Below are 21,289 nucleotides of genomic sequence, written 5' to 3'. Positions count from 1 at the left end.
GATCCGGCTCAATCCCGTTCGAGAATGCTGGTCACCAGCATGGTGTGATCCTCGAGCCGTCGCCGCACCGTCCAGCCGAGTTCGGCGAAGGCCTGCTCGTATTCGTGCCGCGTCCACAGCCGGACGCCGGTGACCGCGTGGTAGATCTCGTAGGTGGGCGAGAACCACGGCTGCTGCGTCCAATTCGGGGCTTCCAGGAGATAGCCGTCGCCGATCACCAGTCGTTGCAGGTTGGGGAACCAGTCCATCCAGCCGCGCAGCACGGCGGCGATGCCGTCGCCGTCGGAGGCCAGCTGGTGCAGCAGGAAGAAGGACATGGCGGTGGTAACGCTGTCGCGGTCGACGGCCGACAGCCAGGCGGGCGGGGTCGGCTCGGGCTGGACGGAACCGGTCAGCAGGGTGATGCGGTTGGCGAGGCCGCGGGTCGCGAGTTCGGCGGTGGCGGAATCTATTACGCCGTCCTCGATATCGACGCCCAAGAATCTCTCCTGCCCGGCGATTCCGGCCAGCGCCATCACGCGACCCGCGTCCGCGCAGCCGAGATCGATGGTGCAGCCGGGGGTTCCGGTCGCTATGGCGCGGCCGATGGCTTCGAAGATCTCCGGACGGCGGCGCGCGATGTCGGTGCAGCCCCTGGCCACTTCGCCGGGTTCCGTTGCGGCAGGAATGTATTCGCGATGCGGGCTGTCGGACAGCTGCCGGAAGGTGGGCTCCCAGCCGCGCACCGCGACCCGCACGAAACCGCGGTTCTTGCCGACGTCGTGGCCGGTGTGGGTGAGCTGGTAGCGGTGTCCGCGCCGGATCAGGAATCCGGCGCGGACCAGGCCCTCGGCGACGGTGTGCTGGATGCCGGTGGTGGGTGCGATGGTGTCGCCGCCCAGCAGGGTGACCCACCAGCCCCAGTCGTCGGCGGCGACGATGAGCTGGCCTGCGGTCTGGCCCTCGATGACGTCTCGAATGGTGAAATCACCGATGGCGGAGGCGGAATGGACGAGCGGGGTGACTGCGGTCATGATCGATCTTCCTGAGCGGTGGCGATGGCGATCGCCTGGATTTCGATGAGCAGCCCGTCGATGGGCAGGGTGGTGACGGTGGTGATCCGCGCCGGTGCGGCCGTCGGGAAGTAGGTGGCGAAGAGGGCGTTCCAGGCCGGGAAGTAGCTGCGGTCGGCCAGATAGCACTCCAGGCGGAGGACTCGGGTGCGGTCGGAGCCGGCCTGGTCGAGGGCTTGGTCGAGTTGGCGGAACACCTCTTTCGCCTGGCCCTCGAAGGTGTCGGAGAGGATGGTGAACGTTTCGGGGTCAATGGCCGCGAGGCCGGAAGTGAAGATCAAGCCCGAACCGGTACGGGCCGACGGGAATGCGGTCATGAGCTCGCCCTGACGATTCGGCTGGAGTCGATCTCGGCGATGCCGGGAGTCCCGGCCAGGATCATGAGCGTGCGCAGCTCCTCGGTGAGCAGCTCGAGCACCCGATCCACGCCCGCCTCCCCGGCCGCGGCCAGCCCGTAGATGGCCGCGCGGCCGATGATCACCGCGTCCGCGCCGAGCGCCAGCGCCAGGAAGACGTCGCTGCCGGTGCGAATCCCGCTGTCCAGCAGGATCGGTATGTCCGGGCCGACGGCCGCACGGATACCCGGCAGCATGTCGAGACTGGCCGGTGCCGGATCCACCTGCCGCCCACCGTGATTGGAGACAACCAGCCCGCTCGCGCCGATGCCCACGGCCCGCTCGGCGGCTGCGGGGGTGAGCACGCCCTTGGCGATCCAGGGTAGTCCGAAGCCGGTAGCAGCGGTCGCCAGCGTGGCCCAATCCCACACCATGCCACCGCGTTTGAGCAGCTGGCCGAAGATCTCCGCGACGCCGGGCGCGCCATCCTCACCGGTGAGGTTACCCGCGAAATGACGCTGGTCCGGATCGAAACGGTTCGCCATATTGCGGGTGCGGAAGCCGCCGACGGGACAGTCGAGGGTGACGCACAGCGCCTCATAACCCAGCCGCGCGACGCGATCGGCGACAGCGCCGACGTGACCGAAGGGATGCACCTGCGCGATGCGGGCCGCCCCCGGCGCGGCGGCCCGCACCCGCTGGTAGGAGTAGCTGCCCGCCTCCGGCACGACGGACAGCGCTCCCCGGGCCTGCGCGGCCCGGGCCACCGCCGGATGGCCGTCGGGGTGGAACAGGGCGTCACCACCGAACGGGGCGGTGAGAATCGGTGTCTGCAAGGGCATGCCGAGGATCTCGGTGCGGGTCGAGGGCGCGCCGACGCCGCTCATCGGGGCGGGGAGGATGCGCCAGCGGTCGAAGGCGGCGCGGTTGTCGCGCAGGGTGATCTCCTTGCCCGCCCCACCCTCGACGAAGTCCATGACCTCGGCCGGGAGAGCGGCCGCTGCGGCGCGGTGGATTTCGTCGAGGGTCCCGAAATCGACGCGGGTGGGGTAGAAGCTGTCGAGTTGAGCGGTCACGCGGCACCTCCGGCGGGGACGGGTACGGCCAGGGAAGAATCGGGGGCGGTGGCAGCGTGTGCGCGGCCGTAGAAGAGGTAGATCCCCAACCCGGCGGCACTCCAGATCACGAATCTCAGCCAGGTCAGCGCCTCGAATGTGGTCGCCAGCCAGAGACATCCGGCGATCGCGGCGACCGCCACCACCGGCAGGAACGGCACTCGGAACGGGCGCGGGCGGTCGGGCGCGGTGCGGCGCAGGATGAGCACGCCCAGCGCCACGATCACGAAGGCGAACAGTGCGCCGATATTGACCAGCTCCGCCACCGTCCCGATGGGCAGGAATCCCGCGACCGCGGCGACGATCGTGCCCAGCAACAGGCTCAAGCGGACCGGTGTGCCCCGGGAACCGGTGCGGCACAGGGCCTTCGGCAGCATGCCGTCGCGGCTCATGGCGAACACCAGGCGGGTCGGCCCGTAGCAGACCATGAGCAGGCCCTTGGTGAGGGCGACCACCGAGGCCACCAGGATCACCTTGCCGATCCAGCCCGCGCCGAAGGCGGCCAGCGCGGTCGCGACCGGTGCCGCGTTGTTCAGGCTGGAATACGGTGCGACGCCGGTCAATACGGCGCTCACCGCGACATAGAGCCCGGTGGCGATGACGACCGAGCCGATGATGCCCCAGGGCAGATCGCGACGCGGATCGCGGGTCTCCTCGGCGGAGGTGGCGACGACATCGAAACCGAGATACGCGAAGAACGCCAGCGCCGCCCCGGCCGCGATGCCGTGCACGCCGAACGGCAGGAACGGCGACCAATTGCCGGGATGCAGATGGGGTGCGCCTATCGCGATCACCAGGACCAGAACGCCGATGGTCAGGGCCACCAGAGTTTTCACCACGGCGGCGGTGAGTTTGACCTCGAAGACGAGCACGCCGACCAGTGCGGCGACAATGAGCACGGCGGGCAGATTGATGACGCCGCCGTCGCTGGGGCCCGCGGAAATCGCCTTGGGCAGAGTCACTCCGAATAGCGAATCCAGGGCCGCGCCGAACAATCCGGACCAGCCGATCGCGATCGCCGAGGCCGCGACGGCATATTCGAGCAGCAGATTCCAGCCGACCAGGAAGGCGGGCGTCTCACCCAGCGTTTCGCGGGTGTAGGTGTAGGCGCTGCCCGATAGCGGCGTCATGGACGCGAGTTCGCTGTAGCACAGCGCCACCAGCGCGCAGATGGCCCCGGCCAGCACGAAAGACAGGACGATGGCCGGTCCCGCCTTGGTCGCGGCGGCGATGCCGGTGGTGACGAAGATGCCCGCGCCCACGATGGTGCCGACACCCATGGCGATGAGGTCCACCCGGCCGAGGCTGCGGGTGAGTGTTGGTGCTGCCATTTCTGGAATCCATTCGGAGAGAATGTGTTTGAGCGGTATGCATTCCAGTGAAAGGGGCTGAGTTTATGTTGCGGTGAACTCGCGTAACCACTTTGTTTCGCGTGATTTGTAATTGAGGACAACCGAATTCCGGGTCGGCATGCGCTATTGCGCGCGAACATAATTCGCGCGTGAATTCGCGTGACATTCGAATTGCTTTGTCGAATGTAACAGGTGTTCTGCTATGCGGTTGTCGAGATCTTCCGAGTGGAGGACAAGTCCGCGGCGCGCGCCATTGCGCGCCGACGGACGACGGCGGTGGCCGCGGCCACCAGGATCAGGACGGCCGCGGCGGCGAGCACCGCGGCGCGCATGGTGGCGGCCGTGGCGATCGCGCCGAACGCGACCGTCGAGACCGCGGCGCACGCGTAGGCCACGCCCGCGAATCGGGACGAGGCGCGGGCGTGCTGGTCGGGAGGGGTTGCGGCACTGACGATTCGGAGACCGGCGCGGTAGGCGAGGCCCTGGCCGCAACCAGCCACCAGGCCGCCGCAGAGCAGCAGGGGCAGGCTGGGGATCCAGGAGACGGTGGCGGCCAGGATGATTCCGGCGATGATGATCCACTGTGCCGAAACCGGCTCGGCGGCAAGCTTGTTCGGTGGCAGCAGGCGCTGGGCCAGCCAGGCGGCGACCAGGTAGAGCGTTACGGGCAGGGCCAGCAGGGCGAGATTCGTGGTGCCCAGGAGTTCCGCGCCGTAGCTCGGCAGGAGCGCGACCACCAGGCCCGCCGAGACCCAGGCGGCAATCCCGCTGAGGTATCCGGCGATTCGGGGTTCGGTCGTAGCGGCTGTCGTGGCGATGGCTTTTTCGGGGGCCACCGGAAGCATCGCCCGGTCGCCGACCACCGCGAGTGCGGCGAGCGTGAGCAGTACCGCGTGCGCCAGATACACGGTCACGCCGGGCGCGGGCAGGTACTGGGCGATCACGGCGGCGGCGATGGTGCCGAGTGCCGAGCCCAGCACGGTCGCCACGGCCATGGCCGTGCGGCCGCGCTCGCCCTTGCGCTCCAGGATCAATCCGGCCAGCGAGCCGGTCACCAGGCCCACCGACAATCCGGCGCAGATTCGCGCCGCGACCACCGGCCACGGTGAATGCGCCACGGCCATGGCCAGATCCGCGGCGATGCCGAAGGCGCTGCCCACCCCGATGCGCCACCACCAGGCTCGCCTGCCCGGCGGCGTGCCCAGGATTGCCAGCGTCGGAGTCAGCGCGAACAGGTACGCGGCGAAGATCGCGGTGATGAGCAGTGGCGCGAGCGTCCAGGCGTGCCGGTAGTACGGCATCATCCCGGTCGCCATATTCGGCTGGGCCATGATCAGCACCAGCAGCGCACCCGGCGCGGCTGCTCGCATCCTGGACTCCTAGCGGTCCCCGAGCTCCTAAATGAGGAGATCTTCTCTGTTAGAGAATACTTAACTGAGAAGAACTTCTCTACTCGAGTGCCGCGCGGCGATCACGGCCCCCGTTCGCGCAGGATGGAGGCGTGCCCGTGAACACCCGCAGTGATGCCCAGCGCAGCCGAGTGCTGCTGGTCGACGCGGTCCAGAGCCTCTTGCGGACCGGCCGGATCGGCTTCTCCATCCCCGAACTCGCCGCCGAGGCGGGCGTGGGAGTCGCCACCGCGTACCGGCATTTCCCCACCCCGCAGGACGCACTGCAGGCCTTCCACCGCCGCGCCATAGAGCAATTGGTCGAAGCCCTGGCCGCGGTGGACGCCGGCCCCGACCCTGTCGATCGCTTCCACCGCTGCTGCCGCACCTGGGTCGACCAGGCCGCCCAATGGGGCCCCGCCGTCCGCTACGTCCGCAGCTCGCGCGGCTTCATCGAGCGCCTGGCCGCCGGCGACGAATCCATCACCGCCCTGCACGACATGCTCGCCGAAGTCCTGAACTCCCTTGCCCTCCAGGGCAAAACCACCGAATACGACGTCACCTACGCCGTGCTGCTCTGGATCACCATCTTCGACGAACGCGTGGTCTACGACCTGACCGAACACCGCAACTGGACCACGGGCGAGGTGACCGACCACCTGACCCGAGCCGTAGCGGGCGCGCTCGGTATCACGATCTGAGGCTCAGCCGACAGGCCATCCCGCGAGTGCGGCACCGACGCCGAGCAGGCCCGCGCCCAGCAACGTGCTGACCACCCCGCGCCGGGCGGCGAGCAGCCACACGGCCGCCGCGCCGAGCACCGCGAACTGCCAGACGTGTTGCAGGACAAGGGCCAGTGGAATCGCGGATCCGGCAATCGCCCCGATGACGGCCGGACCGGCGCCGGTGAAAAACGCCTGCACCCGCGCATCGCCGCGCAACCGGTCGAAATAGCGGCCACCGGCCAGCACGAACACGAACGACGGTGCGAAAGCGACCGCTGCCGCGAGTAGTCCGCCCGGAACGCCCGCCGCGGCGTAGCCCACAACCGCTACCGTCTGCACGACCGGCCCCGGCGTGATCTGGCCCAGCGCAACGGCATTGAGGAACTGCTCGCCGGTCATCCATCCGTACCGATCCACCGCATCCGCCTGCATCAGCGGAATGATCACGAACCCACCGCCATACGACAGCGCCCCGACCTTGAGCGCCACCCAGGCCAGAGCCCCCAATCCGCCACCGGCGATCCCGGCTGCCGACGCCAGGGGCCATGCGGCCGACCTGCCGCGCTTCGGTTCGCTGTGCGCAGGTCTGGCGCGGATGACAATCTCCGCCAGGCCCGCCGCGAGCAGGACCAGGACCAGCCACGGGCCGATCAGTGCGGCGGAGGCGAGACCGGCTGCGGCATAGGCGATCCAGCGGGCTCGTGCGGTGCGGGTTTCGCCTGCGCGTTGCCAGCTTGCCGGGATCAGGGTGGTGGCGGCGTGGACGGCGACGGCTGCTACCGCTGCCCCTGCTCCGGCGGCTGCGCCGCGGACCCAGGCCGGGTTGTCGGAGGCGAGGAAGATCGCGGCCAACGCCAGGATGAGGATCAATCCCGGTGTGATGAAGCAGAATCCGCCGATCAACGCTCCGGGGCGGCCGCGCAGGCGCCAGGCGGTGAAGATGGCCAGCTGGGTGGAGGCCGGGCCGGGGAGGAGGTTGGTGGCGGCTATGGCGTCTTCGAAATCGGGGGCGGCTATCCACTCGCGGCGAGTGACGCAGAGCTCGCGGAGGAGGGCTATGTGGGCGGGTGGGCCGCCGAAGCCGAGGCAGCCGATGCGGGTCCACTCGCGGGCGATGGTGCGGAGGGGGACCGGTGGGGTTGCGGGCGGCGGCGCCGGGTCGACCACGCGGGCTTCCTTCCTGCTTGCGAACACTCGGTTCGCTGAAACCGACGGCCGACCCTATCCCGTCGCCACCGGATGTCCGATGGTTGCGCCCGTGCGATGCGTCACAAAAATCGAGCAATCCCTTGGCTATTGCACTAGCACTGCAATAACGTGAAGGTCGGCGCCCCACGAACGGCGCTTCCCGGAATCCCGACATATCGCATCGAAGGAGAACCTCGTGGACAACAACCATCCGGTTATCAATCTCGGTTCGGCGGCCATCAACCTGACCGACACCATCACCTCGATCCTGGCCCAGTGGACCTACCTGCTGCACGCGTGGGGCTCGGCGTAAATGTCGCGGACCATCAAGGTTCTCGGAACCGTCGGCGCCGCCGGTGCGATTCTCGCGGGTACCGCCGCCACCGCATCGGCCCAGCCGATCCTCACCCCGCAGCCGGGTGGCGTCGTGAAGATCGAGTCACCGCCCGGGGAATGGTGGAAGTGCACGCTCTACAGCGCCCAGGAGCCGTTCCAGGTCGGCGCGCCGCCGGTGGTGAGCTACCCGAACCCCTCCCCGCGCTGGGCTCCGCCCGCGGATCAGCAGGGGAACGGCGGCTTTTCGACGCCGCCCGCCTACGCGCAGTTCCACCCCGGCCAGGATGTCGTGGCCGACTGCGTGAGCCAGTACCTGCCGATCATCTACGTACAGCAGCTGAAGGCCGGACAGTAACCCACCGGCCCGGAAGGAAATTCGATGTTGATCCTGCTGGGTCTGCTCACCTCGCCGATCTGGGTGCCGCTGGCGGCCGTCGCGGCGGTGCCGCTGGCCGCGCTCGGCGTCGGTCTGGCGATGCACATCTCCTGACGTTCTCCGCGACGGCTACTTCAGCACCGCGTGTAGTAGCTGAACTCCGGCCGTGAGCGCCGCGCCCGCCACCGACCAGTCGGTCCCCGCAGGCTGCGTGGACAACACCACCACGGCGTAGCGGTAGGGCTGGTCGGGTGAGGGGCTGACCAGCCCGGTGGTGGCGAGGGTGGTCGAGGAATTCAGTTCCATCCAGCCCTGTTTCACCGCCCAGGTCGCGCCCGTCAGCGCGTCCGGAATGCCGAAGTACTGGTTGGTGCCGTCGGAGGCCGTCTCCGAGGCATTGTGCAGCGCACCGAGAATCAGGTCCCGCGCCGAGGCCGGGATACCCGTGCTGATGTAGCGGAAGATCGACACGACATCCCGTGGTGTGGTGAGGGTTTCGCCCCACTGCGCGATGTCCTCGGGCGCGGTGGTCGCGTTCAGTCCGATGGCGCTCACCATGCGGTCGATGATCGCGTTGTTGCCGCCGGTGTCCCACAGCCAGTCGGCGATGTAGTCATTGCTGGCCGACAGCATCTCGCTGACCCGGTCGGCGGTGTCCGAATCCGGTTGCCAGTTCTGGTCCTCGAGCGTGTCGAGCGCGATGAGCAGCTTCACCACCGAGGCCGTGTAGAACTGCTGGTCGGCATTGAGGCTGGCCACGGGCGCGCCGGTGGTGGTGTCCACCACGTCGATGCCGACCGTGGTGCCGGGCGAGGCGGCCTGGATGGCGGCCTGCATCTGCTGGGCGATCGCGGTCACCGAGATGGGGCGCGGGACAACCAGTGTCGTGCCGGGCGGCGGCGTCTCCGGAAGCTGGTCGAGACCTATCTGGTCGCGAGAGGTGGCCAGGGCGCGGGGCGCGCCAAGTGCTGCCAGGGAGATCACGGCGACGAAACTGCCGGCCGCGATCCAAGTCCACCGAGCGTGCGGTGTGCGGGCCTGAATCGGGGTCATGACTCAATACATCGACACGAACCTCGAGACATTTCCAGCGGGAAGCTGTCAATTTCCTGTTAACTGCGGATCGATCTGGTCTCGGTTGGGCGTCAGTTCTGACCAGCTATTTTGCCGCGAACTAAGATCGCTGGTGGGTCGGGATTCATCCCGGTGGAGACAACAATGGGTACCAGCGGTCAGCTTCTCCGAAAAGCCCTAGTAAAGAGCCTCGCGCCCCTCGGTTTCGGGGTGCTGGTCATGGTCGTCCCGGTGCTCGCCCATGCCGGTGCCGACTATGGCAACGGCTGTGTTCTGTTCTCCGACAACACATCAGCAACTGTGGACTCTCTGCGGTTCAGATGTGGGCCCGAACAGCTGCGGGCTATCTACCGGGACGCCCCGCGCGGCGATGTCCCGATCGGCGCGAAGGACGGCTGGGTCGCCTTGCCGCGCGAGATGCAGTCCTGGACGCCACTGGTCTGGATCGGCAAGGACTTCTACACCGGTCCCGCGGGCGGCTATCTCCTCAACCGGATCACCGGAGCGGGGTTCGAGGCCTGGCCCGCGAACGTCTACGCCGGTCCCTCGGTGGTGGACGGCGGACCGACCTGGATCCTCGACTACGCCCCGTCGCCGACCCCGCAGCTCTACGACGAGATCCGCGAGGTCGTGCCCGGAGTCTGGTTCGGCTATTCCTGGATGCGCCAGGGCGGCGGATTCGCCGAGCAGCTCAGCTTCATCCTGGCCTGAGCGCACCGGTTCTCACGCCCAGCGGCCGCCACCGTCGACGTGCAGGGTGGTTCCGGTCAGGAACGGATTGGTCAGGGCGAGTAGGGCGGCCGCGGAGATGTCGGCGGGCGTGCCGACGCGGCGGGCCGGGTTCTTCGCGGCGACCGCGGCGAACAGATCGTCCTTGCCCGGGCCGTCCCACGCGCCCGAATCCACGATGCCGGGGGCGATGGCGTTGACCCGCACCGGTCCCAGTTCCACCGCGAGCGCGGCGGCCAAGGTCGAGGCGGCCGCGTTGGCGGCGGCCATGACCGTGCGGCCGGAAGCCGGACGCCAGGCCACTACGCCGGAGAACAGCAGCATCGCGCCGCCCGGGCGGAAGCGGTCGGCGAAATGCTTGGCCAGCAGGAGGGGGCCGATCACCTTGGCATCGAAGGCGCGGTGCACGGCGTCGCGGTCGAGCGCGGTGACCGGGCCGTTGGCGGGGTCGGCGGCGAGGGTGACGAGGTAGTCGAGCTCGCCGACGCGGGCGGCCAGGGCCTCGATCGTGGATTCTTCGGCCAGATCGAGTTCGGGGCGGCCGACCGAGATCACCTGTGCGCCAGCGGCTTCCGCGTCGGCTGCGAGTTGCCGGGCGATTCCGGAGCCGCCGCCGATGATCACCATTTTCTTGTTCTGCAATGTCGTCATGCCAGGAGTCAGCGCCGGGCGGCGACCTGATCATCCCGTCGCGATCTGAATGCTTTCGATGCTTGCCATAGAATCAACGAATGCCTACCCTGCGCGCCCTCGAATGCCTGGTCGCCGTGCTCGACGCCGGATCGATCACCGAAGCCGCGGCGGCGCTGCACATGTCGCAGCCCGCCCTGTCGCATCAGCTGGCCGCGCTGGAGAAGGAGATCGGGGCGCCGGTGCTGGAACGGCTGCCGCGCGGGGTGCGGGCGACCGTGGTGGGACGCGCGGTGGCGGCGGATGCGCGGGCCGCGCTGTCGGCGGCGCAGCGGGTGGTGAGTACCGGGCGGGCGACCGCGAGCGGTGCGGGCGGGCATCTGCGGATCGCGTGCGCGGAGAGCATGACGGCGGGACTGCTCGCACCGGTGCTGAAGACGTGGCTGCGGCGGAATCCCTTGGTGGGGCTGGGGCTTACCGAGGCCACCAGCGCCGATGAGCTGGCTCGGCTGGTGGAATCGGGGGAGGCCGACGTGGCCATCGGGCCGCGGCCGACGCGGTGGACCGGGAGCGCGGAGGTTATCGGCGTCGAGGAAGTGGTGGCGGTACTGCCATCCGGGCATCCGCTCGCCGGGCGCAAGCGAATCGGCTTCGAGCAGTTGGCGGATGAGCCGCTGGTGCACTATCACCCGGACAACGGGCTGGGCGGTTGGCTGGATGCCCAGGCGGCGCGTCAGGGCGTGGTGCTCACCGCGGCCGTGCGCACCCGGCAGGCCGTGACGGCCGCCCGATTAGCCGGCGCGGGTGTGGGCGTGGCGCTGGTGCCGACCACGGCGCTGAGCGGATCGATGCTCGTACGCCGCCTGCGGCCCGGGGTCGAGCGGGAGCTGGTGTGCCTCATCGGGACTCCGGGCGACGTGCTCGTGCGCCGTTTCGTCGCGGAGGTGGTGCGGCGGGGCGTACCGGTGCCCGCCGCCGTCACCGCCGCGCTGGAGTGATCACCGCCCGGCGCGGTACACCTTGCGCGCGCTGGTGATCAGCGGAATCTGGAACGGGAGGCGCAGCAGGGCACCGGCTTTCAGAGCCGCGGGTTTGTCGCTGTTCCACCAGTCGTAGGCCATCTGCACATTGCCGGGGAAGACGGTGATGAAGATGAGCGCGGCCAGGCGCGCGCCCAGCCCGCGGGTGCGGGGGAGCAGCAGCAGCGTGCCGGCGGTCAGCTCGGCCGCGCCCGAAACCTGGGTGTAGGTACGGGGTTTGCCGGGGAGCTGCGGTGGTATCAAGGCATCGAACGGTTTGGGAGTGACGAAATGCAGGGTGCCGACGCCGAGGAGCAGCCCCGCGAGAGCCAAAGCGCGGGTGCGGACTCCGGTGGTACGAGACGGATCTGCGGTCATCCGTGCAGCATAACCGGTCGGTATGTATTGTCTTGGCTGCCATCCGGGTCTAGCAGGGGAAATTATGAAGGCGCACAAGGGGCTTGCGGCGGCCCTGCTGGTCGTTGGTTTGATCTCCGGCTGTTCGAAGGAGGCGGCGAAGCATCCCGCCAATCATCCGGCCAATGCTCCCGCACAGGGGGTTCCGCAGCCCGCGCCCAAGGAGAACGGCGGCAGCGTACCGGTCGGTCCGGGACCGTCGGGCACCTACACCGTGCAGGCCCAGCCCGCGCCCGGCAGCTGCCATTATCGCAAGAGCTCCGACGGCCAGCCGCTGCCCGACGCGAACTGCACGCCGGGCGCGACCAATCCCAAAGTGACAGCGGAGAATCTGGCCGACACCATCTGTAAGTCGGGTTATACGGCCTCGATTCGGCCCAATACCTCGATCACCGGTCCGGAGAAGGCCGCCAATATCAAGTCCTACGACTACACCGGCGACCCCCGCGACGCCGAGTACGACCACCTCATCTCGCTGGAACTGGGCGGCGATCCCAATGATCCGCGCAATCTGTGGGTCGAACCGCCGTCGCCGGGCCACAAGAACGGGGCCGGGACGAACAATCCCAAGGACGGCGTCGAGTCCAAGCTGCACACGCTGATCTGCGATGGCAAGGTCGCGCTCGTCGACGCGCAGGTGGCCATCGCCACCGATTGGACCACGGCGCTGGCGAAGGTCGGTTTCCCGAGCTGAATCCCCTCTGGGGCAGGCGCTCCGGGCCTACCATCGAACGATGCCAGCGCCGGAGAACGGCTCGACGATGATCGAGGGCCGGGTCGTGCACAAGGTGAGCAATGCACTGAAGATCACCTTCAGTGCGGGGCCCGGTGATCCCTTGGCCGTCGGGGTGCAGGGCGCGGGCAACGGTCTCGGGGCGAAGGCCGCCATCCTGTTCGGGTTCAAGAACGGCGGCACCGGCAAGCATCGGATCACCTACGCCGACGGGTCGGTGGTGTGGGTGGAGTCGCGCTCGTCGGAGCCCACCGTGCTCAGCCGCGGGGACGGGACGGCCATCGGCACCATCCAGCGGGCCGACACCTCCACGGCCGTAGGGTCCACGGCGGGAACGCTTTTCCACTTCGTGCCCGACGCCGAGGAGGCCAAGACTCCGGAGCTGTACCGGCTGGTGGTGCTCGACCGGATGGGTGAGGAAGCAGGCCGCCTGGACGTGGTCCGCAGGATCGGCGGGTGGACCGTGCGGCGCATCGTCGACGACCTCTACAACGAATCCTTCTGGTGGGATCAGGCCGGGCAGCCGCTGCCCGTCCCGATCCTCGGCACCCGGCTCTGGCTGCGGCACCCGCTCGACCGGGTCGAGCGGGACATCCTGCTCGGCGCGTGCGTGGACATCACGCTCGGCCTGCGGCCCTATGTGGCAGCCATGCGGTAGAGGTCAGTCGGACACCTTGATGACCAGCTTGCCCAGGTTCTTGCCGGTGAGCAGACCCTGGAAAGCTTCGACGGCGTTTTCCAGCCCGTCCACGATGTCCTCCAGATACGCCAGCTTGCCCTCCGCGATCCACGGCCCCGCCTCGGCGTAGAACGCCCCGGCCTGATCCAGGAACTCGGTCATGATGTACCCGCGCACGGTCAGGCTCTTGCGCAGGATGTTCGACATGAGCAGCGGCACCCGGTCCGGGCCGGGCGGCAGCTCGGTGGCGTTGTAGTTGGCGATCAAGCCGCACACCGGGATTCGGGCGAATTGGTTCAGCCGTCCCAGCACCGCGTCGAAGACCGGGCCGCCGACATTCTCGAAGTAGACGTCGATGCCGTCCGGGGTCGCGGCGGCGAGCTGCTCGGCGAAATCGGGGGCGCGGTGGTCGACGGCGGCGTCGAAGCCGAAACGATCGCGCAGCAGCGCCACCTTCTCCGGTCCGCCCGCGATGCCGACGGCCCGCGCGCCCTTGATCTTCGCGATCTGGCCGACGGTCGCGCCGACCGGTCCGGTGGCGGCGGCGACCACCACGGTCTCGCCCGGCTTGGGCTGACCGATGGTGAGCAGGCCGGTGTAGGCGGTCAGACCCGGCATGCCCAGCACACCCAGCGCGGTGGTCAGCGGCGCGGCGGCCGGATCCAGCTTGCGCAGGCTGGCGACGGGTTCGACCGAATGCGTCTGCCAACCGCCGTAGCCGAGCACGATATCGCCGGGTTGCAGTGCGGGATCGGTGGATTCGAGCACCCGGGAGACGGTGCCGCCGCACATGACGCCGCCGACCTCGACCGGGGGCGCGTAGGACGGCAGGTCGCTCATTCGGCCCCGCATGTAGGGATCCAGCGAGAGGTACAGCGTCTGCAGCAGCGCCGACCCCGGCGGCAGCTCCAGTTCGACGGTCTCGGTGCGGAAATTCTCCTGCTCCGGCATGCCGATCGGGCGCGAGGCCAGGACTATCCGGGTGGACTTCATCGTCGGTACGACCTTTCGGTGGGCGAATCCCTCCATTCTGGATATTACGGACGGTCCTCAGGAAGGTACGGTTCCGCTCGCCAGGAGTCGAAACTGGTCATGATGTGATGGCGGACGGTGCGCCAGTCGGGGACCAGGCTCGAGGCGGCGGGGACGCTGGCGGTGAGCAGGACGCCCGCGACGGTGATCAATGTGAGGCGCATCCAGTCCCGCGCGCCGGGCTGGTCGGCCAGGTCGCCGAGAACCTGACGGGCCACGGAGAAGACGGTGGACTCGATGTGCTCCACGAGATGGGTAACGGTGGAGGACATTTCGGGGTCGGTGCGGGCCGCGGCCAGAAATTCGAAGCCGACGCTGACGGGGGCCACCTGGGCCAGGGTCCAGAGTTCGTCGACCAGGACGCCGACTCGCTCGCGGTCGGAACCCGTTACCGTGGAATAGGTTTCGACGACCGCCTGTGCCGTGATGTCGGCGACCCGGCCGATGGCGGCGTCCAGGAGTTCGGCGCGGGTGGGGTAGTAGTGCTGGACCGCGCCCTGGCTCACACCTGCTCGTTCGGCGACGCCGCGCGTAGTCGTGGCGGCATGGCCGTTCTCGATCAAGCTGGCGATGGTGGCGTCGAGAATGGCCAGCCGGGTGTCCTCGCGTTGCTCGGCGCGGCTGCGGCGTTGCTCGGCCTGATTTCGCCTGGTGTTTCCCGTCGTTACCGACACCCGCCCACGATACCGGTCCTGCAACAAACCAGTCGCGCGACTTGTCAAGTCGTCCGACTGGTCAATACGCTTGTGCGACAGCCGATATGGAACACGACGAGGTGATCGGCCATGGCATCACAGAATGTCCGGATCTGGCGACGCGGTCCGGCCCCCACTCCGGCGGATCGCGAGGATCACGGGTATTTCGGCCCGGGCTCGCAAGTTTGGCGAGTATTGCTACATCCGGCGGTCACGCCATTCCTGGCCCCGGTGACCGCGCTGCTGGAGGTGCCGCACATCGGCATGCAGGCGGTCATTCTCGATCATGATCCGCTGGCGGTCGCCGGGCGGACGCAGCGGAGCATGAGTCCGATCATGGCTGTTCGGCGGGCGCAGCGCACGGTCGGCGTGCCGGTTCCGATCATCCTGGGCGACAAGGCTTCCGCCGACCGGACCGCGGCGCATCTGCGGCGCTATCACCGGTCGATGACCGGCACGATCCCGGGCACCGGTGAGCCGTATGCCGCGCAGGGGGAGGAGCTGGTGCTTTTCGCCCACGTCACGATCATGCAGGCGGCGTTGCTGGTCTACGAGAACTTCGCCTACGAGGGCCTGCGTCGCCCGGCGCGGCTCGATCCGGCCGACCGGGATCGATTCTGGTTGGAGGCCAAGCAATTCGGTGTGCTGATGGGCGCGAACCCGGAGGAGATTCCCACTTCGTGCCAGGGTGTGGCCGACTACTATGCCGGGATCGCGCACCGCTACGGGGTGATCGAATCCTTCGGCGCGGATCTGGCGGTAGCCCCGGCGCTGGCTCTGTTGCGAGGTTTCGCGCTCTCCCAGCTCCCCGAGCTGGCCCCACTCCTGCTGTCCGCCTTGATAACCCCGCAGCTGATCGCCACCCTCCCGCGCCCGGCCCGCCGCAATCTCGGCCTGCCCGCCGCGCTCGATCCGGCGCTGAACCTGTCGCTGCGCCTGACCCGTCCGGCCATGCGCGCCTTCACCATCCACCGATTCGCCGAGGCCGTGGAAAGACGAATCAGCGGCCCGGACGCGGTGGCGCTGTCCGAACACGCCCGCCGCCTCCAGGCCGCCGTGGCCTAGCCGATCACTTCTCCGGCCCGGCGACGGCGGCACCGGCCGGAGATGATCAGTGCGCGCTACCGGCCAGCCACTGATCCCAGCTCAGGGTCCAGTCGCCGTTCTGCCACACCTCGAGCGGTGCGCCGCCGGTATTGCGGACCTCCACGATGTCGCCGGGCTGCGCGAAGTTGAAGAACCACTGCGCGTTGTCCAGATTGAGGTTGAGGCAGCCGTGCGAGGTGTCGGTATTGCCCTGCGCCCACACCGTGGAATCGAGCTGGTGCAGGTAGATGCCGTCGGTGCTGATGCGGGTGGCCCAGCCGATGGTCTCCTTGTAGCCGAGCCGCGAATTGACCGGCAGGCCGTAGGTGGAGGAGTCCATGATCACCGGATTGGCCTTGTCCATCACCGTGTAGGTGCCGGGCATGGTCCAGAAGGTGAAGGTCTTGCCGGCGATCGTCTCGCTGCCGCCGCGGCCCATGGAGGTCGGCATGGTGCGGACCAGCTGACCGTTCTCGAAGACCTGCACCTGGTGGGTGTTGTCATCGGCGATCGACACGTGCGAGGGGCCGATGACGAAGTTGGCCTTGGCGTCCTCCTGGCCGAACAGGCCGTTGCCGACCTCGATGCCGTAGAGGTTGGCCGCCACGCTCACCTTGGTGCCGGACTTCCAGTACTCCTTGGGCCGCCAGTGCGCATTGCGGTTGTCGAGCCAGTACCAGGCGCCCTCGACCGGCGGGTCGGCGGTGACGACCAGGCGCTTCTGGGCGGCCGCGCGGTCCGGAATGTCCTCGTCGAAGTGCGCGACGATGACCATGCCCACGCCGTAGCTGTTGCCGTCGACAATGGCCTGACCACCCGTGGTGTTCAGATACACCTTGGTCTGGTTCTTCGGCGTGATGGTGGTGAACGTGGAGGTGATGGGGCCGGTGAGTCCGGTCACGTCCTCGCCCGCGGCCTTCAGGGTGTAGGTGCGCCCGTAACCCAGCTGCTCGTTGGGCTTCCACGCGGTCTTGTCCGGGGTGAAGGTGCCCTCGATGACCTTGCCCGCGTCATTGGTGAGGCTGACATCGGTCAGCACACCGCTGGAGGTGCTCACCTTCACCGGCGCCGACGGGTCCACCTTGTCGCTGCCCTGCGCGGGCACCAGGGTGATGGACTGCGCGACCGGCGTGCGCGGACCGACCTTCCCGTCCGGAAGATTGGACGAGCACGCCGCCAATACCAGGACCAGCGCGAGCAATGCGCTCGCTGCGGCGTTCGTCCGAAAACGGCGGGGTGGCATGGCTTCCCTCCTGTAATCGCCGTGCGCCGCACTGCTGCACAGCATCTTGTTACTGCTCAGCCTAGTAGATTACCTTCCGTCCTCGAGCATCCATCGCCAGGTCATGCTGTCGAAATGACAACGATGTGAGACGCCGCGCGCGACATGCCGATCGGGCGTGGTCATTTCAGCGTTTGTTCTTTGATAGCGAGTTGCTGTTGCCCCTTCTGGTATGTGACCTCGCGAATACCAAGGGCCTCGTGCAGCTTGCCCGCGGGCAGGGTGACCGGTTTGGGAGCCGGACCGTCACCGGGTTTGGGCAGGGGATAGGCGGTGGTGGTGCCGCTGTAGAAGGTGACATTGCCCTCGGTCTTCGTGAACAGTTGGTGCACATGGCCGTTGAGGCAGGTCACCGAGGAGAAGCGCTTGAGGTAACTGAGCGCTTGGGTGGCATCGTCTGTGCCCCAGCCCCATTGGGGGTACATGGCGAACAGGGGGATGTGACTGAAGACGATGATCGGTGTGTCACTGGACAATCCGGCCACATCCTTCTGGACCCAGTCGAGCTGATCCTGTCCGAGATGTCCGAGGTCCTTCAGATTGAGCGTATTGACCAGTCCCATCACGTGGACGCCCGCGATGTCGAAGCTGTACCAGCCGTCGCCCCGGGTGCCGTTACCGAAGACCGACCGGTATCGCGAGCCGCCGTCATCGCTCGAATCGTGTTCTCCCGGAACGGTGAACACGTGCGGGGTCTTGAAGCCCTGCATCATCTGCTTCACCTGATCGAACTGCTCCTGCGTGGCCAGATGCGTGAGATCGCCGGTGTGGATGATGAAATCGGGTTGATAGTCCAGCGCATTCACCTGGGCGATGGCCTCGGTGAAGGTGTCGGTCACGCTGGTGTTCGCGGTGCCGGTGAAACCGATGTGACTGTCGCTCACCTGCGCGAAGCGCAGCGTCGGGCGTTCGGCGGCCGAAGCGGTGCCCGCAATGTGCGACACCACCTCGCCGCCGACCACGGCCAGGCCGACCGCCGCGCCGAACCAGGCGCTGTGTCGCATGAGCTGGCGGCGGGTCATCTGCTGGGGATCGTGCTCGTCGCTCATGGCGTCACCACCACGGTCGCGTGCATGAAGGGATGGATCGAGCAGACATAGGCGAACGTGCCCGCCTTGGTGAAGGTGAAGGTGTAGGTCGCGTTGTTGCCGAGCGTCGGGGAGCGGAAGCTGCCGTCGTTGGCGACCACCGTGTGCGGCTCCTCGTCGTGATTGGTCCAGGTCACCGTGGTGCCGACCTTCACGCTGAGAGAGCTCGGACCGAAGGCGAAATTGTCGATGGTGACGGCATTCGGGCCGGCCGGCGCCGCCGCGGGGGCGGACGAACCCGGCATGGACATGCCGGGCATACCGGTCGGCCCGCTGCCGTCCGGCACCATGCCGGGCGTAGCGGTGCCGGAAGCGTAGGTGATTCCGGGGGCGGAGTCGGGGGCTTTGCCGCCACCACCGGAACTGCACGCGCTCGCCGTCAGCAGGGCTGCGGCGGCGAGGCTGACCGCGACGGCCGTGCGGCGCGGGTTGCGGGTTGGTCTCATGCCTCTAGATAGAGGCGCGGGTTACACGGTCGGCGCGAAAACCTCTATGGTGCCGTTGTTTTCGCGCACCTGGATGGTCGGCAGGGGAGCGGGCGCGATCGGCAGCTGATGGGTCACCACCTCGCCCTCGATGGAGAAGGAGGTGGAGTGGCAGGGGCAGCGCAGGCGTTCGGCGGGTGCGTCTAGCCAGAGTTTGCAGCCCTGATGGGTGCACACGCCGGAGACGGCCAGGGGAATTCCCTTGTCGCGCCGGACGAATCCGTTGATCGTGCCGACGTCGAAGGCGACCGTCGCGCCCTCGGGGAGATCCGAGGAGCGGGCGATCGGCCGCCAGGCTCCGGTGTTGGGGGACAGCGGAGCCTGCTGGGCGGCGGGCGGGGAGCCGGGTTCGCCGTGGCCGATGAGGGTGCGGTCGACCACCGCGCCGACGGTTGCCGCGGCCGCGGCGGCGGAGGTGCCGATCAGCAGGTTGCGGCGGCGATAGCTCGGTGCGGGACGGGTTTCCGTCGGGTCTTCGTCCATCTCCGCGGCCAGGCGGCGTTGGAGGCTGCTCAGGAATTCCTCGCTGGGCGCGTCGCTGCCCAGCCGGGCCGCGCGCAGTTCGATGGCCGTGCGCATCTCCTCGGCCTCGGCGTCATCGGGTTCGAAGCCCGTGGACCGCTTCCCGGCCAGTAGTTCATCGACGAAACGCCGCACTTCCCGCCCGCTCACCGCACACCTCGCTCGTTCAGCCGGGACGCCATCTGCAGCGCCCGATGCTGCAACACCTTCGCATTCGCCACCGTCACGCCCAGGCTCTGCGCGGCCTCCTTGACCGAAAGGCCTTGCAGGAAACGCAATTCCAGGATGCTGCGGTATCGGTCCGGGAGTTCGGCCAGCACTGCCTTGGCTCGGCCCTCCGCGCCGGAATCGGGGAGTTCCGCGGGCGGATCGTCGGGGATATCGCCCTCGATCGTGGTGATCTCGCGGCCCATGCGCGCCTTCCAGTGCGCGGCCAGCACGGTGCGCGCGGTGGCGCGCAGGTAGGCCCGGACCTCGGGTCCGCTGGCGGTGATGCGCAGCGGTTTCAGCGCGGCCATGAACACCTCGGCGGTGAGATCCTCGGCATCGGGCTTGTTGCCGACCTTGCCGAACATCAACGCGTACACCCAGGTGGCGTTGTCGCGGTAGACCGCTTCCCAGCTCGCGTAGCTGTCACCGGCCACCAGCCGCAACTCCCGACCCGAGCCAGTACCCGCGCCAGGCCGCGTCCGGCGCTCGGATTCCGCTCCTTGCACCATGAACCGCCGCTTTCGCCATCCACCGACGCGTGTTCACGTCTGTCAGTAGATAGCGAAAGGAGTTACAGCGTGCCGGTTTCGGATTATTTGGCCGGCCGCAGCAGGTTCCCGCGGACCACGCCGTGCACGGTCTTGGCGGCGACCACGGCCCAGGCGGCGACCAGCAGGGCGTAGAGACCCACGGCGATGACGGAGAACAGGTCGGCGCCGGTGTGCTGGAACAGGGCGGTGCTGCCGGTGACACAGCAGCCGAGGGGGAAGGTGAAACCCCACCAGGTCAGGTTGAAGGGCATCGACTTGCGGGCGTGGACGGTGACCGAGATGGCCAGCGCCAGCCACAGCATGGCGAATCCCCAAGTGGGAACGCCGTAGAGGACGGCGAACACATCCAGCCCGGCGGCGGTGCGGTCATCCACGACGCCCGAGGCGACATTGGCCAGGCTGCCCGCGGCGGTCACCGACTGGCCGAGGGGACCGAGCACCAGCCACACGGTGGCGACCATGCCGGCGGGAGGCAGGCCGTGGTGCAGCAGGCGCGACCAGATCAGGGTGATGGTGACCAGCGAGGCGATCAGGCTCAGGCCGAACATGGCCAGGCAGGCCACGAACATGGTCAGCCGGGCCTGCCCCTCGGGGGCGTAGGGAACCAGCAGCGCGCCGAGTGCGGCCGACACCATCGGGGGCACGACGGGCATCAGCCAGCCGCCGAAGGCGGAATCGGGATCGAAGTTGTGCCGGGTGATCATCCGATAGGGGATGCTGGCGGCGGTCATCAGGCCGAAAACGGTTCCGGCCGACCACAACACCCAGTCGATGGTGACCGCGGCGGTGAGTCCGATGACGTCCTTGCCGAGCATCAGGGTGCCCGCGCCGATGGTCAGCAGCGCCATGGGCAGTGCGCCGTAGAACTGCATCATGATGGGGTGCAGGCCGTGGCCGCGAGCCTCGTCGGGGTAGCGTCGCCAGTGCAGAATCCAAGCGCCCGCCAGCACCACGAGGATCAGTGCGGCCAGTGCCCACACCACGGTGGCGGCGGCCCGCAGCCCGGGGAACTGCAACGGCAGGGTCGATGCGGCATTGGCGATGATGCCGGTGCCCATGACGACGGCGAACCAGTTGGGAGCCAGATGGCGCAGCGGCTGCCACTGACCCTCCGTACGCGCCACCGTCCCGGTACGTCCCTTGGCGGGAGCGGTTACCTCGGCAGTTCTACGGAAGGTCAATGTGGTCAT

General features: G+C 68.2%; 24 protein-coding genes. 7 read left to right on the top strand and 17 right to left on the bottom strand.

What is annotated here, in order from left to right; all coding sequences use genetic code 11:
* Positions 1-8: 8 nt before the first annotated feature.
* From ON43_RS21615 to ON43_RS21595, 5 genes are all read right to left on the bottom strand, one after another.
* Entirely contained in the window at positions 9-1,013 is a 1,005-nt protein-coding gene (locus ON43_RS21615) for a class I SAM-dependent methyltransferase (RefSeq protein WP_040810197.1), read from the bottom strand.
* Entirely contained in the window at positions 1,010-1,369 is a 360-nt protein-coding gene (locus ON43_RS21610) for a RidA family protein (RefSeq protein ID WP_051178870.1), read from the bottom strand. The genes ON43_RS21615 and ON43_RS21610 overlap by 4 nt, the downstream gene beginning before the upstream one ends.
* The gene (locus ON43_RS21605; RefSeq protein ID WP_040810195.1) at positions 1,366-2,463 is read right to left on the bottom strand and encodes an alpha-hydroxy acid oxidase; all 1,098 of its coding nucleotides are present in this window, start codon (positions 2,461-2,463) and stop codon (positions 1,366-1,368) included. Before ON43_RS21605 ends, ON43_RS21610 begins: the two co-directional genes overlap by 4 nt.
* The gene (locus tag ON43_RS21600; protein WP_040810193.1) at positions 2,460-3,833 is read right to left on the bottom strand and encodes an amino acid permease; all 1,374 of its coding nucleotides are present in this window, start codon (positions 3,831-3,833) and stop codon (positions 2,460-2,462) included. The genes ON43_RS21605 and ON43_RS21600 overlap by 4 nt, the downstream gene beginning before the upstream one ends.
* A 221-nt stretch (positions 3,834-4,054) precedes the next feature.
* Positions 4,055-5,224: an MFS transporter gene (locus tag ON43_RS21595; RefSeq protein ID WP_040810191.1), complete on the bottom strand. Its 1,170-nt coding sequence runs from the start codon at positions 5,222-5,224 to the stop codon at positions 4,055-4,057.
* A gap of 131 nt (positions 5,225-5,355) precedes the next feature.
* On the opposite strand from ON43_RS21595, the gene ON43_RS21590 reads away from it, so the two are divergent.
* Positions 5,356-5,943, top strand: coding sequence for a TetR/AcrR family transcriptional regulator (locus tag ON43_RS21590; RefSeq protein ID WP_040810189.1), 588 nt, complete (start codon positions 5,356-5,358; stop codon positions 5,941-5,943).
* A gap of 3 nt (positions 5,944-5,946) precedes the next feature.
* On the opposite strand, the gene chrA is transcribed toward ON43_RS21590, so the two are convergent.
* Positions 5,947-7,134, bottom strand: a complete 1,188-nt coding sequence (gene chrA / locus ON43_RS21585) for a chromate efflux transporter (protein ID WP_051178869.1) — start codon at positions 7,132-7,134, stop codon at positions 5,947-5,949.
* Positions 7,135-7,468: 334 nt separating this feature from the next.
* On the opposite strand from chrA, the gene ON43_RS21580 reads away from it, so the two are divergent.
* On the top strand, positions 7,469-7,846 hold the full coding sequence (locus ON43_RS21580) for a hypothetical protein (protein ID WP_040810187.1): 378 nt from the start codon (positions 7,469-7,471) through the stop codon (positions 7,844-7,846).
* Positions 7,847-7,996: 150 nt separating this feature from the next.
* Here ON43_RS21580 and ON43_RS21575 read toward each other — a convergent pair whose 3' ends face one another.
* Complete coding sequence (locus ON43_RS21575) at positions 7,997-8,920, bottom strand: serine hydrolase (RefSeq protein ID WP_051178868.1); 924 nt, start codon at positions 8,918-8,920, stop codon at positions 7,997-7,999.
* 165 nt (positions 8,921-9,085) lie between these two features.
* On the opposite strand from ON43_RS21575, the gene ON43_RS21570 reads away from it, so the two are divergent.
* On the top strand, positions 9,086-9,652 hold the full coding sequence (locus ON43_RS21570) for a hypothetical protein (RefSeq protein ID WP_157514133.1): 567 nt from the start codon (positions 9,086-9,088) through the stop codon (positions 9,650-9,652).
* Positions 9,653-9,664: 12 nt separating this feature from the next.
* On the opposite strand, the gene ON43_RS21565 is transcribed toward ON43_RS21570, so the two are convergent.
* The gene (locus tag ON43_RS21565) at positions 9,665-10,321 is read right to left on the bottom strand and encodes an SDR family oxidoreductase (RefSeq protein WP_040810186.1); all 657 of its coding nucleotides are present in this window, start codon (positions 10,319-10,321) and stop codon (positions 9,665-9,667) included.
* Between the two features lie 80 nt (positions 10,322-10,401).
* On the opposite strand from ON43_RS21565, the gene ON43_RS21560 reads away from it, so the two are divergent.
* Positions 10,402-11,298 carry a LysR family transcriptional regulator gene (locus ON43_RS21560; protein WP_040810184.1) on the top strand — a complete coding sequence of 299 codons (897 nt, stop codon included), beginning with the start codon at positions 10,402-10,404 and terminating at the stop codon, positions 11,296-11,298.
* Here ON43_RS21560 and ON43_RS21555 read toward each other — a convergent pair whose 3' ends face one another.
* Positions 11,299-11,697: a DoxX family protein gene (locus ON43_RS21555; RefSeq protein WP_051178866.1), complete on the bottom strand. Its 399-nt coding sequence runs from the start codon at positions 11,695-11,697 to the stop codon at positions 11,299-11,301.
* A 64-nt stretch (positions 11,698-11,761) separates the two neighbouring features.
* Here ON43_RS21555 and ON43_RS21550 point away from each other — a divergent pair, with 64 nt between their 5' ends.
* The gene (locus ON43_RS21550) at positions 11,762-12,430 is read left to right on the top strand and encodes a hypothetical protein (RefSeq protein ID WP_040810179.1); all 669 of its coding nucleotides are present in this window, start codon (positions 11,762-11,764) and stop codon (positions 12,428-12,430) included.
* Between the two features lie 40 nt (positions 12,431-12,470).
* A complete protein-coding gene (locus ON43_RS21545; RefSeq protein ID WP_157514132.1) occupies positions 12,471-13,127 on the top strand; it encodes a hypothetical protein in 657 nt (218 codons plus the stop codon).
* A 3-nt stretch (positions 13,128-13,130) separates the two neighbouring features.
* On the opposite strand, the gene curA is transcribed toward ON43_RS21545, so the two are convergent.
* Both curA and ON43_RS42670 read right to left on the bottom strand, forming a co-directional pair.
* Positions 13,131-14,141 (bottom strand): NADPH-dependent curcumin/dihydrocurcumin reductase, encoded by a 1,011-nt coding sequence (gene curA / locus ON43_RS21540; protein ID WP_040810241.1) that lies wholly within the window; start codon positions 14,139-14,141, stop codon positions 13,131-13,133.
* A gap of 44 nt (positions 14,142-14,185) precedes the next feature.
* A complete protein-coding gene (locus ON43_RS42670; RefSeq protein ID WP_051178865.1) occupies positions 14,186-14,854 on the bottom strand; it encodes a TetR/AcrR family transcriptional regulator in 669 nt (222 codons plus the stop codon).
* 111 nt (positions 14,855-14,965) lie between these two features.
* Between ON43_RS42670 and ON43_RS21530 the strand changes: the two genes are divergently transcribed.
* A complete protein-coding gene (locus tag ON43_RS21530; RefSeq protein WP_040810175.1) occupies positions 14,966-15,940 on the top strand; it encodes an oxygenase MpaB family protein in 975 nt (324 codons plus the stop codon).
* A 46-nt stretch (positions 15,941-15,986) separates the two neighbouring features.
* Here the strand turns inward: ON43_RS21530 and ON43_RS21525 are convergent, their stop codons facing one another.
* From ON43_RS21525 to ON43_RS21500, 6 genes are all read right to left on the bottom strand, one after another.
* Positions 15,987-17,204 carry a L,D-transpeptidase gene (locus ON43_RS21525; RefSeq protein ID WP_040810173.1) on the bottom strand — a complete coding sequence of 406 codons (1,218 nt, stop codon included), beginning with the start codon at positions 17,202-17,204 and terminating at the stop codon, positions 15,987-15,989.
* Positions 17,205-17,365: 161 nt separating this feature from the next.
* Positions 17,366-18,292, bottom strand: coding sequence for a metallophosphoesterase family protein (locus ON43_RS21520; protein WP_040810171.1), 927 nt, complete (start codon positions 18,290-18,292; stop codon positions 17,366-17,368).
* On the bottom strand, positions 18,289-18,777 hold the full coding sequence (locus ON43_RS21515) for a cupredoxin domain-containing protein (protein ID WP_040810169.1): 489 nt from the start codon (positions 18,775-18,777) through the stop codon (positions 18,289-18,291). The genes ON43_RS21520 and ON43_RS21515 overlap by 4 nt, the downstream gene beginning before the upstream one ends.
* 21 nt (positions 18,778-18,798) lie before the next feature.
* Positions 18,799-19,488 (bottom strand): Rieske (2Fe-2S) protein, encoded by a 690-nt coding sequence (locus ON43_RS21510; protein WP_040810167.1) that lies wholly within the window; start codon positions 19,486-19,488, stop codon positions 18,799-18,801.
* Complete coding sequence (locus ON43_RS21505) at positions 19,485-20,057, bottom strand: RNA polymerase sigma factor (protein WP_083913589.1); 573 nt, start codon at positions 20,055-20,057, stop codon at positions 19,485-19,487. Before ON43_RS21505 ends, ON43_RS21510 begins: the two co-directional genes overlap by 4 nt.
* An 83-nt stretch (positions 20,058-20,140) precedes the next feature.
* On the bottom strand, positions 20,141-21,289 hold the full coding sequence (locus ON43_RS21500) for a TDT family transporter (protein WP_040810165.1): 1,149 nt from the start codon (positions 21,287-21,289) through the stop codon (positions 20,141-20,143).

This window comes from Nocardia concava NBRC 100430 (assembly GCF_000308815.1).
In the GTDB taxonomy this organism is placed as follows: domain Bacteria; phylum Actinomycetota; class Actinomycetes; order Mycobacteriales; family Mycobacteriaceae; genus Nocardia; species Nocardia concava.
The sequence above is the reverse complement of the archived record's forward strand: the minus strand, read 5'-3'. Positions and strand labels throughout refer to the sequence as shown.

Excerpts from the sequence above, each read along its gene's own strand:
- ON43_RS21525 (WP_040810173.1), bottom strand. The coding sequence starts at position 17,204 with ATGCCACCCCGCCGTTTTCGGACGAACGCCGCAGCGAGCGCATTGCTC.
- ON43_RS21610 (WP_051178870.1), bottom strand. The coding sequence starts at position 1,369 with ATGACCGCATTCCCGTCGGCCCGTACCGGTTCGGGCTTGATCTTCACT.
- ON43_RS21530 (WP_040810175.1), top strand. The coding sequence starts at position 14,966 with ATGGCATCACAGAATGTCCGGATCTGGCGACGCGGTCCGGCCCCCACT.
- ON43_RS21545 (WP_157514132.1), top strand. The coding sequence starts at position 12,471 with ATGCCAGCGCCGGAGAACGGCTCGACGATGATCGAGGGCCGGGTCGTG.
- ON43_RS21595 (WP_040810191.1), bottom strand. The coding sequence starts at position 5,224 with ATGCGAGCAGCCGCGCCGGGTGCGCTGCTGGTGCTGATCATGGCCCAG.
- ON43_RS21580 (WP_040810187.1), top strand. The coding sequence starts at position 7,469 with ATGTCGCGGACCATCAAGGTTCTCGGAACCGTCGGCGCCGCCGGTGCG.
- ON43_RS21570 (WP_157514133.1), top strand. The coding sequence starts at position 9,086 with ATGGGTACCAGCGGTCAGCTTCTCCGAAAAGCCCTAGTAAAGAGCCTC.
- ON43_RS21500 (WP_040810165.1), bottom strand. The coding sequence starts at position 21,289 with ATGACCACATTGACCTTCCGTAGAACTGCCGAGGTAACCGCTCCCGCC.
- ON43_RS21600 (WP_040810193.1), bottom strand. The coding sequence starts at position 3,833 with ATGGCAGCACCAACACTCACCCGCAGCCTCGGCCGGGTGGACCTCATC.
- ON43_RS21615 (WP_040810197.1), bottom strand. The coding sequence starts at position 1,013 with ATGACCGCAGTCACCCCGCTCGTCCATTCCGCCTCCGCCATCGGTGAT.
- ON43_RS21565 (WP_040810186.1), bottom strand. The coding sequence starts at position 10,321 with ATGACGACATTGCAGAACAAGAAAATGGTGATCATCGGCGGCGGCTCC.
- ON43_RS21505 (WP_083913589.1), bottom strand. The coding sequence starts at position 20,057 with ATGGTGCAAGGAGCGGAATCCGAGCGCCGGACGCGGCCTGGCGCGGGT.
- ON43_RS21560 (WP_040810184.1), top strand. The coding sequence starts at position 10,402 with ATGCCTACCCTGCGCGCCCTCGAATGCCTGGTCGCCGTGCTCGACGCC.
- ON43_RS21520 (WP_040810171.1), bottom strand. The coding sequence starts at position 18,292 with ATGAGCGACGAGCACGATCCCCAGCAGATGACCCGCCGCCAGCTCATG.
- ON43_RS21575 (WP_051178868.1), bottom strand. The coding sequence starts at position 8,920 with ATGACCCCGATTCAGGCCCGCACACCGCACGCTCGGTGGACTTGGATC.
- ON43_RS21515 (WP_040810169.1), bottom strand. The coding sequence starts at position 18,777 with ATGAGACCAACCCGCAACCCGCGCCGCACGGCCGTCGCGGTCAGCCTC.
- ON43_RS21555 (WP_051178866.1), bottom strand. The coding sequence starts at position 11,697 with ATGACCGCAGATCCGTCTCGTACCACCGGAGTCCGCACCCGCGCTTTG.
- curA (WP_040810241.1), bottom strand. The coding sequence starts at position 14,141 with ATGAAGTCCACCCGGATAGTCCTGGCCTCGCGCCCGATCGGCATGCCG.
- ON43_RS21550 (WP_040810179.1), top strand. The coding sequence starts at position 11,762 with ATGAAGGCGCACAAGGGGCTTGCGGCGGCCCTGCTGGTCGTTGGTTTG.